Consider the following 12,965-nt stretch of genomic DNA (forward strand, 5'->3'; position numbering starts at 1 on the left):
AACTTCATCAGAGACTTTTGGTGCATAACCTGAAGTTTGCAGCAATGCCAGAATCAGCGAAGTGAATTCATGGCCCATTGGCAAGCCTGCAAAGAATACACGTGGTTCCTCACCAGCTTTTGCAATCCCGAAACTTGGCGCACGTGCATTGGTCCCGTCAAAGCGTGCAGTGACCAGGTCAGACAGTGCAGCCACTTCGGACACCAGTTCCTGGATTTTGGCTGATTTGTCAGAGCCATCCAAATTCGCCACCAGTTCAATCGGGCCTTCTAGGCGTTCTAATAAGGTTTTAAGTTGGGCTGAAGTATTTTGATCTAACATTGCTAACGTCTCCAAAGGAGTAAATGTTTATTTGATAACAGGATATTAAATGAATTGAATAAATAGTTAAAACAGTTTGTTTTTATTTTATTGATCGATATTTTAGATTAAAAATCCAATCATAGATTTTATGCTGCCTTATTTTAATTTTTGGGCGGTATTGAGCAAGTTGAATAGGTTATCTTAAAAATAGCATTGAAATTTTATCAAAAAAATGCTCCCTATTCAGGAGCATATTGGGAAATTAATGAATCCGCTGTTCAATACGCAAGGACCGACCCTTGATTGAGTTGGCCAAGAAAAATAAGATTAAGCTGAGTAGCGCCGATAAAATAGCAACACCAATAATAACCAGATTCGTGATCTGACTTAACTGATCCGCCTGTTGTACCTGTGTATTTACACTATTGGCCACTGGTGTCATGGCTTGACCATAAACCTGTTGCTGCATGGTCCAGATTTGTTCAGGCTTGAAACCATATTGTTCAAATTTAGGATCCTGTTTTTCTGCTTCAACCAAGTTTAAAACATAGGATTTTGCGGCAGATAAATCCTGCGGCTTATGCAGTAATGCCGTTTGCGCCAGTAAATAAGATTTCACCGGTGCTGCAATCTCTGAATCAGCCAGATAACGGGCGATTTCACTGTCATTGATATTGCTGTCGTAATACACCACTTGCTGATAAGCATCATCCCGATCATTACGTAGATCATGCTGCCAGTAAGTTAATCCTGACCAGATCACGATAAAAGCGATCAGCCAGGCGACAAATTTCAGTACAAAAGACTGAAAGCGAACATAAAAGAAACGCAACTTTTTCAGTAAGCCAATCACAAAGAATGCGCCGATAAAAGAGGCAAAAATTTTAATAATCAGCCAGCCAAACCAGCTCAGCAAACTAAAAAAATAATCCGGACTATCACCAATGCTGGCCAGTGTGGCATCTACACTGACCGGTAAATGCAATTGCTGTACTTGGGTACTCAGGCCAAAAAAGCCATAGACCAGTTCCTGCTGGAAAAATAGGCTGATCAATGAGGCTATAAATATGGTAGAACTAGTCAAACCCAATAGCATCAAATTGCGTTGACGTTTCTTGAGTGCAACTACCCCCTGCTTGATGTCCTGAGGCTTAACGGCATATTCATCTAAGGGCGGCAATCTCTACTCCTTCTTTCAGATTTTGGCCCTACCTGATTTAGTTGGGCTTGGATCCACTGGTACTTGATTCAATCACCAAATGATTTAGATTATCTTGCAAAGCTTTCAAACGCACGGTTGCTTCTGTGCGTTTTTGTACACCTTCTTTCTGGATCTGAATCACATCATTTACAGTTTTAATGAGGGTATTTTGCACATGTTCAAGCGTTTCGATGTCAATCACCGAGCGCTGGTTGGCTTTAGCCGTATCAACCGAGTTCTGATGTAACAGGTCAGCATTACGGCGCAGCAGCTCGTTGGTAGCATCATCAATGGTATTGGCCAGCTGCACACTGTTCTTCTGTTCGCTCAATGAAATCGCCAGACTGATCTGGTTTTTCCACGCTGGTAAAGTAATATTTTTGATCGCATAAAACTTGTCGACTAGCATCAGGTTATTCGACTGGATAATCCGGATCATTGGCAAGGTCTGCATGGCAGATTGCTGCAGTACCTGTAAATCACTGACACGTTTTTCCAGATTATTGGCCAGATGGTTCAGGTCATAAATTTTCTGGGTGGTGCTCTGATCTTGCGGCAAGGCGGTTAAAGCGGAAATTTCCTGTTGCAGCTCCTGTTCGCGTAAACGTCCTGCGGCGATATGCACCCCGAGCTGTTTATATTCATCCTGTACCCCGTCAAACATTTTATCCAGGGTATCAACACGTGCTTTCAAACCGGATTGCGAGGTTTCAATCTCTTTCACCAGTACATCTAACTGCTCTTTAGTGGTATTGAAATGCGCATCAAAGTTATCTTTCGCACCTTTGAATTTACTGATGATATTGCCAAAAAAACCCGAGCTTTTCTTTTTATTGAGAATACTGCTGGTATTTAGCTGCTGCGCCACCTGTACCACCTGATTCAGCTTCTGTCCTGTCGCATCCAGATCTCTATTTTGCACCAGATTCAGTAATTCATCGGTATAGGTCGAAGTTTTGGTCGCAATATTTTTACCATACTCAGCCACGCTGTTATGACTCATGTTCTGCAACTCTTTACGTGCAGCCAGCACCTCCTGAAAGTCAGCAGGCTGCAAGCCCAGTTCTTTCAGGTCCATTTGCTGGAATTTTTGTTCGACCAGTTCATTCGAGCTTTCAACAGGTAAATTTACTAAATCAGACTTGGTCATAGTTCACCTTATATTGTTATGTTTTCGAGGGTTTCTCGAGGGATTTTTTTAACGTTTTAATCAGACTCTCACGGCTATTATCAAGTTTTTCCAGATCACTTGTCGAGTGTTTCGTCTGGCTTTGTTTGACATGATATTGCCAGGCCGGAATCAAGACCTGCTGTGCTTCCTTAAAGCGATCCAGCAGGCTAAAGGAAAGCTGCTGCGAAAGCTGCATCTGGGTAATGGCGATGTCATTACTGCTTTGCAAGGTACGTAAGGTATTAATTTTCTTGGAGAGGCGTTCTGAAAAATTATCCAAGGGATGCTGGTTTTTGACGAATAGCGGATATTCAGACAGAAACTCGTCTGCTGCGACAATGTGCTTGGCCATCTGTTCGCGCAACCCCAAAAGCTGCTGAAAACGTGACTGCGATTTCTGAATTTCAATCTGCAATTTACGGCTTAAGTGATCGGCCTGATCCAGCAAACGGTCCAGCCGTTGATAATATTCCACCTGACTTGAGCCATAATCCAGATCGATGCCCAGCCATTTCTGTAGAGCATTAAATTTACGTTTTTTCAGATATTTTTTAGATTCTGCCAAGGCATGAATCAATTGCTCAATGGTCTGGCTTAACTGTTGGGTCAAGTGCGGATCTACACCATTCAGTAGAACGAACTGTGCCTGAATCAGAGCATCTGCATAATGATTCAGCCCATATTGATTATCCAGTACAGGCACAAGCTCATTACGCTTAATCGCCAGAATTTCCTCACGATCAAGCATCATGTCAGTCAAGGCAGGTAGAGCTTCAAAGCGCGACATGGTTGAGGCGATATCCTTTAAAAAAGTGAAACAAAGAAGTCTAGAACATCTTCGAATGTAGCAAAAAAACAGACCGCGTTGTGTATATTTATCCAGAAATTCGTTACATCACTTTAACTAAATCCATGTTTTATCTTTATTTTAATTATGATTTTGGCAATACGATTCAATTGCAGAGATAAATGACTACATTGCATTTTGAGAATTATTTAACTTTAAGCATTTAGAACTTTAAAATGTATTCAATCTGATCTAAATGCTTACAACATCAGGTTTTACTTAAAATCCATATACAAAAAAAGCCATATTGCTATGGCTTTCAAGGATGATCCAACGCTGGCTTAAAGATAATCCCCTTCGCTCTCCGGCTGAAACAGCACTTTTTCAATGGTCACTTTCATGGTATTACCATCCGGTTGTGGCCATTCAATGGTTTGACCTTCTGCTAAGCCCAAAATGGCTGCACCTATCGGTGCGATGACATTGACCTGCCCCTTTTCACCTTTAAATTCGTGTGGGTAAACTAGTGTCACCTCAACAGCTTCCGTAGAAGGTGCAATGGTCAACAACACACGGGAATGCATGGTCACGATATTGCTTGCGATCGCTTGCGGCTCGACCACTTCGGCACGTGCCAATTCATCCTCTAAGCGGATCATGGTTTCGCTCAGCTTGCTCTGATTCTCCAGCATCGTTTCCAGACGATGTAAATCTTGCTCAGATAAAATAATGTTGGGTTTAGTCATCCTTATTACCTTGTTTAATGCATAAATGAAAAATTAATCAATCAACCGCCAGCAGCATTTTTAAATACAGGATTTACCCATATTCAAATGATACCGATCCATATAACGTTTAAATAAAAAGAATGATGTCATTCACGGCGCTTATATCAGCACCACCTTACAGTAACATGGGATTCACTCAAGCGCTTCATCTACCATGATCTTCAGCTCAATAACCTATTATTTTTAAAGTGTCAGGTTCTGAAAATAATTCCTGTAAATAATTTCAAGCAAAGCATGCAACGAATGCATTCATTCTTTTAAAGCATTTAAAAATACAAATAGTTGATAAAAGACTTTAAGCCAGATTGAGAAAAACTCAATATAATTTTATTGATGACTCAATCTCTTACGGCATGGAAATTGATCTATATAAGCCCGATCAAGTCTAAACATCTTTTACATCGTTATTTTTACAGCTATAAAAAAAGCTCCCGGTTGGGAGCTCCTTTCCGTTTATAAGCGATTATGCATAAACTGGGAATTTAGCACATACCGCTGCAACTTTCTCTTTCACCGCGTTGATAACAGCTTCATCGCCTTTAGCATCTAGGATATCAGCGATCCAGCCTGCAAGTTCACGTACTTCAGCTTCGCCAAAACCACGCGTTGTTACTGCAGGTGTACCGATACGGATACCTGAAGTCACGAACGGAGAACGTGGATCGTTTGGTACAGAGTTTTTGTTCACAGTAATGTGAGCAGCACCTAACCAAGCATCAGCTTCTTTACCTGTAATGTCTTGTTTGATTAAAGACAACAAGAACAAGTGGTTTTCAGTACCGCCAGAAACTACGTCATAACCACGAGCGATCAATACTTCAGCCATTGCTTTCGCATTTACCACAACTTGTTGTTGGTAAGCTTTGTATTCAGGTGCCATTGCTTCTTTAAAGCAGATTGCTTTTGCAGCAATTGCGTGAACCAAAGGACCACCCTGGTTGCCTGGGAATACAGCCGATTGAAGTTTCTTCTCGATTTCTTCGTTTGCTTTCGCAAGAATAAGACCAGAACGTGGACCACGAAGTGTTTTGTGAGTCGTCGTCGTCGTAACGTCAGCAATTTGCACCGGGCTTGGGTAAACGCCAGCAGCAACTAAACCTGCAACGTGAGCCATATCAACAAACAGATAAGCGCCAACTTTGTCCGCGATTTCACGGAAACGCTGCCAGTCAACGATCTGGCTGTATGCAGAGAAACCAGCAACGATCATGCGTGGCTTGTGCTCAAGCGCCAAACGCTCAACTTCTTCGTAATCGATCTCGCCAGTTTCAGGGTTTAAACCGTACTGAATCGCGTTATATGTTTTACCAGAGAAGCTTACTTTTGCACCGTGAGTCAAGTGACCACCGTGAGCAAGGCTCATACCCAGAACTGTATCGCCCGGGTTAAGCAGCGCTAAGTAAACTGCTGAGTTTGCTTGTGAACCAGCATGTGGCTGAACGTTAGCATAATCAGCACCAAAGAGTTCTTTAGCACGGTCAATCGCCAATTGTTCGATAACGTCTACATACTCGCAACCGCCATAGTAGCGTTTACCTGGGTAGCCTTCCGCATATTTGTTAGTAAGTTTTGAACCTTGAGCTTCCATAACTGCTGGTGAACAGTAGTTTTCAGAAGCGATTAGCTCAATATGAGCTTCTTGACGAGCATCTTCATTCGAGATTGCTTGAGCTAATTCTGGATCAAATTCAGCGATAGAGATATTGGCAAACATTAGCGAGGTCCTATTGATTTAGGGCTTTTAAGCCGTGCTAAGATTGGCGCGTATTGTAGCATGAAGTTTTAAATTTTCGATCATGAACTTTATTCAGTTTGCAATAAAAATGGCTCATATCTAAAAAAACATGAGCCATTCAGATAAAAATAAGTTATTGAATTGGCATTAGAGATTTTACATCTGAAATAATATTAGGAATATTCAGTGCATAGACGCTACCATGATCCCATTTAGTCGCATTTGACTCATCCGTAATATAACGTACTGAAGTTTGTTTCTGATTGGCGAGTGCAACCAAAACATCTGTTGCTGCTTTCGGAACGGTACTATCTGCTGAACCCTGATAAATAATCACTGGCGTAGAAACTTTAACAAGTAAAGGCTGAGAATCTTTTTCTAAGAAGCTCTTTACGACTGGAATACTCATAAAGTTAGTTTGAGTACGAGGATAATTATTTACCGAGTTATTATTTGATTGTGCATAAGCATACATTGCAGTACCAAATTTCTGGCCTAATACATCATAGCAATCAGTTTCTGCATTTTTCGCGATTTCATCGGTTGGCGTTTTAAAAATCTGACTATATTGCAAATTTGGGTTCGGGTTACGCAAACCAGCAACAATCAGGGCAGTAAAGGTATCTAAAGATGCTAAAGTTCCAATTTTTTTATCCAGATTTGTTTCTTGTCCCGCCTGTTGTTCACCTCCTGTCAAAATCAGATTGAAATTTGAAGCCGGTGCTAAAGCTACCGTACCTTTATAGGTCATCTTAGAAGCACGTGCTGCATATTGCGCAGCGCCTAAAGCTGCCTGGCCACCTTGAGAATGCCCTACTGCCACCCATTGATTGGATGCTTGTGAACCTAAATAATTTCGTGCAGCTACGACTGCATCAGTAATAGAATAAGCTTCACTTTTCAAATTCAAGAAAGGATGAAGTTCTTTTCCACTCGGCTCTCCCAAACCTTCATAGTCAGGTGCCACTACAATATAGCCAGCTTGGAGAAACCCGCCAATCATGGCTTTGATATAATCATTCAGCGCTTTTCGACTCGGCGCACACTGATCAGCTACACCGGTAGTTCCATGTGCCCATGCCACAATTGGCCAGCCTGTAGCTGGAGGCGTTCCTTCGGGTGTGAAAACTAATGCAGTAGCTTGTGTTTCCTTACCATTAATTCCTAACATCTTATAAGTCATGATCACACTTTCGTCAGCGATCCCAGAGAAATCCGTTTGCGTATAGGCTACAGGTGTTGCCACGACTGGATTATCGATATTATTTACTGGAATGGTAGGTTTGGACTCGTAAAAACGATCATTATCACTATCATCGTTACAAGCAGTTAAGGCTACACTTAATGTGAGAAGAGCACAGGTCAATACTTGACGTTTCATCGATCTTATCCTTATCTTATTTATTATCGTCTCTAATGAGTTTTTCTGGTTTTATCTTTAACAAACGATAAAACCATATGTAATTTCCCAATTTATCTAAACAATATCAAGAAAAGAATGCGTTATTTTTTTGCTAAATTCGCACTGGTTTAGATTTATTATGAAATCAGCATGCAAACTTAAGAATAGAGAGGTTTCTGTCTCCAGAACTATACAAATAGTCGTCATACGTTAAAAAGCCGGTAATTAATACAGAAATAAAGCAATTCAATTGTCAGTTGCAAAATAATAATGTTAGATTTTACTCTCCTCTCTTTTTCAGGCACATTTCCGACATGCAGGCCATTATTCTTGATACCGAAACGCATACTTTAAATGGTCAACCCATCGAAATTGCTTATGCGCCTGTCGAAATTGTAGAACATAAAATAAGTCTGGATAAAAGTCGCCTGTTTGATCAGCTCTACTCATGTGACGAAGCCATTTCTTTTGCTGCCATGGCCGTGCATCATATTCTGGAATCGGATCTGGAAGGTCAGCCGCATTACAGTACCTTTCGCCTACCTGATGAAACCGTCTACATGATCGGCCATAATATTGATTATGACGTCCGTGCCATCGAAAAATGTGGTGTAGATACTTCAAAAATCAAGGCGATTTGTACACTGGCTTTAGCACGTCGGGTCTGGCCAGATGCGGAAGCACACAATATTTCTGCCCTGATTTATATGATCACCAAAGGCAGCGAAAGAGCGCGTGAAATGATCCGTAAAGCGCATCGTGCCGATATGGATATTATTTTAACTGCCAATATTTTGATGCATATTGTGCATCATTTAAAAATCAACAGTATGCAGGAATTATTCGACGCTTCTGAAGATGCCCGAATTCCACGTACGATTAATTTTGGCAAACATCGCGGTACTGCCATCGCCGAACTTCCTACTGACTATGTGCAATGGCTATTGCGTCAGGATGAACTGGATCCTTATTTACGTAAGGCCCTTGAAAATACGGCGATCACGACATTATAGGTTTTATCAAAACAAACCTCAGTATTTTAATAAATACTTCATATTAATGTAATTTTCACAGACTATGCTCTAGCTGAATTTTAGCAACAATCTATTCAGCTATGATGCATTTTTATAAAACTCAACGTGGGATCGAGGTGCTACAGGATCGCTCCATCCCACTGACCGCACGCCAACGCCGCTTACTGGTTCTGATCGGCAGCCAGGATTTCAACTTATTAAATGATGGCTTAAAACAACAGCTTGCTCCTGCCGAACTCTTAGATCAGCTTTATGCCATGGATTTAATTATTCCAGCTGAAACGGGCGAGGTAGCCATCAGTCAAAAGCAGGCTGATGCAAGAACAGATACAAAAGTTGACCTGGCACACTCCGAGATTCACCGATCGTTGGACTCATCGATAGCAGCAGCTTCTGCGACAAAAGAACTCCATCCTGAGATGGAATCCATTAAAGTAGCGCAGGACATTCCATCTGCTGAAACGGATTCAAGCCATGCAAAAAAGCTGCCTGAACTGCAACCTATGTCTTTTGAAGACCTTAAATATATGATGATGGAAAGCTTACAAAAATATTGTGGCTTGATGGCCAAGCAGCAAATTCATCAGATTTTACAGGCGCCGGATACGCGCAGTTTAAAACTGTGCCAAATGCAATGGATCACGTCCCTTCAGGAAAGCCGTATTGCTCCCCAAGAATTGAATCACATTCTGAAGCAGATCAATTTTGCTTTAGATCAATTACAGCAAAATAAAGCTGAAGACTAATAAGATCTTAGTCTTTAAAACTCTTAAATGAGCAAGTTTAACAATAAGCTAGCTTTGATTGTTTAAGATAACTGACTGATTATTTGAAATATTTATATTCAAGCGAAATTTAAAGCTCGGAATATCCGACTTAAGCGTGATAGAAAAAGAATTACAATCCCGCCATATAGTGAGCATAGACATCCGATTGGATCATGTATATGTCACATTATTTAGAATTCGATGCGTTCGATAATCCCATGCAACTGAGTAAAATTGGCAACTGGGTGATCACCTTTTTAAGTCCGGTTGAAGAACTGCAATTTGTGCAACTGGCGATTACCTACGTGCTTCCCCGCCAGATCAGTGACAGCTTGCAACCGCGCCGTGTGTTGATTCAAAAAAGTCCCATTGAGCATCATTGGCTGATTCAGGCCATTGAATGTTTTGACAGCACGACTCGTCAGGAAATTTCTTTAAACCCTGAACATACAACCGCACAGCAAACTTTAGCGCAGATTTTGCAAGAATTTGAAAAATATGATGTGGATGTACAGCTTAAACAGATTTAAATACTTGCTCACTCCAGCGAGCTTTTTGCATTGCTATGGGATATTTCTTCCGCCAATTAAGACCCATTAGCACGTTGTCTTCTCTTAGAGATTGAATCAGCTTCTGAATATAGCTACATACCTTAGTATCCAAGCTAGCAAATACCAAAGTATAAAAAACTCACCTAAATGGTGAGTTTTTTATGTGTTAAATCGGTGATTTCGAATAAATAAGTTCAATTTTTTTCTACCTATCTGAAGTTCACTGATTAAATTATTCGACAACGCGATAAATATTTGAAGATTTTTGGCTTTCAAATAATAGCTCAATACTCGGCAGAATCGTTTCACCATCCACCACGATATGTTCAATTTTTTTGACCAACTCAGCTGCATGATGAATGTTGTGCTCTGCAAAGGAACGCAGCATAGCTTTCGCTTCAGTCACTTGGCTAAATTGATCTTTCACCTTGATATCAATCATCTTTGACATTTTTCCTTCCTCTCTCATTATCCAATTTGCATTTTTTTATACCATAATTAGCCAAGCGATTAATCTTCAAGATGTTAGCGAATTTGGCAATGTAAACTTTTTTATCGGGATGGATTATAAGAAAAAGAATATTAAACTGAATGAATTGCACAGACATTAAAAAAGCTCGCATTTCTGCGAGCTCTGTGTTGGATGGCTAGTGCTAGATTTATTGTCTGGTGATAAACATCAAACTCAACTAACTGTCATTGATCCGTCCAACTTATCGGTAGCGTCTTATTGATTTTACGACCTACCATGAGTTGAATATAACAGTATTTTTTTAGCCGACAATACTCTTTTACACTTCTAAAAGAAGACTTATACAAGATTTTAATTGTCATTTTTTTAAAGCAGATTAGAATATTTCTGGCTTGTTATCCGAAGACTTCTGCATTCATATCGTCTTTATTTAATTCATTGATTTTTAGAAAAATACCTTATTAAGCATACGAATTCTTGTTGAATAGCGGTTCAACACCCTCTTTCATAATCTCAATAAGCGCTTCAAAATTTAAACTCGGATATGATTTTTTATTAAAAATGCTTTCGAAAAAGGACGCAATATTTAAAGAAACTACTGTTATATAATCTATACTACTAATTTTAAAAGGTTATCTTTAAAAAATTGGAGATAAATCAATCGCTTCGTTCAAGTTAATTCACCATAATTACGTATGAGCACTTAATCATTTGGATGGACAGATCAAAATTATTGAGTAGATTTTCTGGATGTTAAATACCATATTTTTATTTGCAACCTAGTCAAATATTCAGAATCCTAGCCAGCTTTTCAAATTCACCCTATTTACAGCCAAGCGACCTATAAATTCTAAATTTGTTCGAAATAAAAACTCCCACCTAATGGAAATTTAATTTTATATCAACCTTAAACATTGAATATAAATGCAATACAATGCTCATAAATACATCGAGATATATCTAATTTTTTATGTCAGCTAATAATTTTAGGAAATACCTTGATCTCAATTTAAGGCAGTTAATACTTTTATTGGCTATTTTTAGTGTGTCTAGCCTTTTTATTATTTCTCTCATTATTAGCTATCAGATCGTAAAAAATCAGTTAATCGACAATTCTCTTGCCTTAAACTCTGATCATGCACATAAAATTGCATTAAGCACAGACAACCATTTTAGAAATATGCTTCTTGAGCTGGACTATAGTGCCAAGATATTAGGTCAAGACTTTAATAACAATGAGCTAAGAGAAGCCGAGGTCAATAAATTAAAATATCAGTCTGAACACTATAACAGTGTTGTGATCAGTGACACCCAAGGCAGACTGATAAACTTTTCCCCTAATATTCTGCATATTGATAAAAGCAAAATACAACATACTCAAGGGATTATTGACTCTCTTCATAAAAAATCGACTTATATATCTTCGCCCTATTTTTCTGTGCAAAAAAATATGATTGTGTTTATTTCTCAACCTATTTTTGACAAGTCAAATCACTATCAGGGCTTCATCGGTTCAGCGATTTATTTAAAAGAAAAAAATGTAATTAATCAGCTTCTAACCACTTATAAAAATTATAAGAATAGTTATATGTATGTGATTAACAATGAAAATAAAATTATTTTCCATCCCGATCGTGAAAGAATCGGTCAATTGGCCAGCAATAATACTGGTCTGGAATATATGCATGCGCATAAAAATGGTCAAATTCGTTTAATCAATAGCCAGGGCACTGATAATCTGGCGGGTTTTTCTCATATTCCGACTTCAAACTGGATCGTGGTTTCCCAACAACCCACCCATGATTTACTTAAACAGGCAAATTCTATCCTTTATAAATTAGCCGCAGGATTCTTTTTATTTTATCTGCTTGTTTTTTATATTGTATGGCGACTGTCTGACTCTATCTCGGCCCCGTTGAATCAACTGGCAGATATGGCGAGTCTGCTAAATCAGGCAGAAATCGGTTCAAAAATTAAGAATATCCAGCCTTGGTACTATGAGGTCACAAAATTCAAGTTAGCTCTACTGCTGAGTGTTCGAAAGTTTTCACAACAAATGAGCAAAATGGATCATCATATTAATACAGATCCTTTAACCGGCTTGATGAATCGTCGTGGGTTGAATTATGTCATGACTCACAACATGAAAATGAACATCCCTTTTTCAGTGCTTCTGATGGATGTGGATCATTTTAAAAACATTAATGACAATTATGGTCATGATCAAGGTGATGTTGTCTTAAAGCATATTGCCAAGACGATGCAGCAAAAATTTCGTAAAGATGATATTTGCTGCCGCTACGGTGGTGAAGAATTTATCATTATTATACCGAACAGCAATCTCACTGAAGTTTATGAAAGTGCAGAAAGGTTCAGAAAAGAGATTGCAGGTAAAGAGATTCAGGATATAGGTAATATTAGTATTTCGATTGGTATTGCTTCTTGGCCAGACAGTTCTAAAAATATTCTAGACGTTCTGAAAATTGCTGATAACAATCTTTATCGGGCGAAAGATGATGGACGCAACTGTGTGCGTTACTAATTTGATTTATTTTTCAGATTTATAGCTTAAATAAATGGTGCGCTCAGCGCGCACAAGAATAAAGTTTTATCTTTTTGATTAGGGTCTGTTGACATTTACTGTTCATAATTAACCCTATAAAGGTAGCCATAAAAATATACAGGCTAAAGCAACAGAACTTTGATAATTTCTTTTGAGCTTGTCATATCGAGTAGCTATTCCTCTAAATTGCT

At 39.2% G+C, this 12,965-nt stretch carries 11 protein-coding genes and 2 pseudogenes; 4 read left to right on the forward strand and 9 right to left on the reverse strand.

The genetic code is table 11. The features are described 5' to 3' along the window. From MWG72_RS14835 to MWG72_RS14865, 7 genes and pseudogenes are all read right to left on the reverse strand, one after another. Positions 1-321: pseudogene (locus tag MWG72_RS14835) on the reverse strand (alkyl hydroperoxide reductase subunit F); the annotation flags it as partial. A 244-nt stretch (positions 322-565) separates the two neighbouring features. Next, positions 566-1,483, reverse strand: a complete 918-nt coding sequence (locus MWG72_RS14840; RefSeq protein WP_247144373.1) for a hypothetical protein — start codon at positions 1,481-1,483, stop codon at positions 566-568. 37 nt (positions 1,484-1,520) lie between these two features. Then, positions 1,521-2,654, reverse strand: a complete 1,134-nt coding sequence (locus MWG72_RS14845; protein WP_129716469.1) for a toxic anion resistance protein — start codon at positions 2,652-2,654, stop codon at positions 1,521-1,523. A gap of 16 nt (positions 2,655-2,670) precedes the next feature. After that, the gene (locus tag MWG72_RS14850) at positions 2,671-3,462 is read right to left on the reverse strand and encodes a tellurium resistance protein (protein WP_247144374.1); all 792 of its coding nucleotides are present in this window, start codon (positions 3,460-3,462) and stop codon (positions 2,671-2,673) included. Positions 3,463-3,803: 341 nt separating this feature from the next. Further along, positions 3,804-4,208 carry a nucleoside diphosphate kinase regulator gene (gene rnk, locus MWG72_RS14855; protein ID WP_004279022.1) on the reverse strand — a complete coding sequence of 135 codons (405 nt, stop codon included), beginning with the start codon at positions 4,206-4,208 and terminating at the stop codon, positions 3,804-3,806. 505 nt (positions 4,209-4,713) lie between these two features. Further along, positions 4,714-5,964, reverse strand: a complete 1,251-nt coding sequence (glyA, locus tag MWG72_RS14860) for a serine hydroxymethyltransferase (protein ID WP_004645593.1) — start codon at positions 5,962-5,964, stop codon at positions 4,714-4,716. A gap of 154 nt (positions 5,965-6,118) precedes the next feature. Then, positions 6,119-7,366, reverse strand: a complete 1,248-nt coding sequence (locus tag MWG72_RS14865; RefSeq protein ID WP_247144375.1) for an alpha/beta hydrolase — start codon at positions 7,364-7,366, stop codon at positions 6,119-6,121. Between the two features lie 335 nt (positions 7,367-7,701). Here MWG72_RS14865 and MWG72_RS14870 point away from each other — a divergent pair, with 335 nt between their 5' ends. The 3 genes from MWG72_RS14870 to MWG72_RS14880 all read left to right on the forward strand — a co-directional run bounded on the left by MWG72_RS14870 (position 7,702) and on the right by MWG72_RS14880 (position 9,718). After that, positions 7,702-8,400 carry a DUF3820 family protein gene (locus tag MWG72_RS14870; protein WP_044112093.1) on the forward strand — a complete coding sequence of 233 codons (699 nt, stop codon included), beginning with the start codon at positions 7,702-7,704 and terminating at the stop codon, positions 8,398-8,400. Positions 8,401-8,501: 101 nt separating this feature from the next. Then, on the forward strand, positions 8,502-9,167 hold the full coding sequence (locus MWG72_RS14875; RefSeq protein ID WP_044112094.1) for a hypothetical protein: 666 nt from the start codon (positions 8,502-8,504) through the stop codon (positions 9,165-9,167). 200 nt (positions 9,168-9,367) lie between these two features. Continuing rightward, positions 9,368-9,718 carry a hypothetical protein gene (locus MWG72_RS14880; RefSeq protein WP_044112095.1) on the forward strand — a complete coding sequence of 117 codons (351 nt, stop codon included), beginning with the start codon at positions 9,368-9,370 and terminating at the stop codon, positions 9,716-9,718. A 253-nt stretch (positions 9,719-9,971) separates the two neighbouring features. Here MWG72_RS14880 and MWG72_RS14885 read toward each other — a convergent pair whose 3' ends face one another. Then, the gene (locus tag MWG72_RS14885; protein ID WP_005103627.1) at positions 9,972-10,190 is read right to left on the reverse strand and encodes a hypothetical protein; all 219 of its coding nucleotides are present in this window, start codon (positions 10,188-10,190) and stop codon (positions 9,972-9,974) included. 991 nt (positions 10,191-11,181) lie between these two features. Here MWG72_RS14885 and MWG72_RS14890 point away from each other — a divergent pair. Beyond that, complete coding sequence (locus MWG72_RS14890; RefSeq protein ID WP_247144376.1) at positions 11,182-12,753, forward strand: sensor domain-containing diguanylate cyclase; 1,572 nt, start codon at positions 11,182-11,184, stop codon at positions 12,751-12,753. Positions 12,754-12,848: 95 nt separating this feature from the next. Here the strand turns inward: MWG72_RS14890 and MWG72_RS14895 are convergent. Next, a pseudogene (locus MWG72_RS14895) lies at positions 12,849-12,965 on the reverse strand (IS5/IS1182 family transposase); the annotation flags it as partial.

The sequence above is a fragment of the Acinetobacter lwoffii genome (assembly GCF_022967985.1).
Lineage (GTDB): Bacteria > Pseudomonadota > Gammaproteobacteria > Pseudomonadales > Moraxellaceae > Acinetobacter.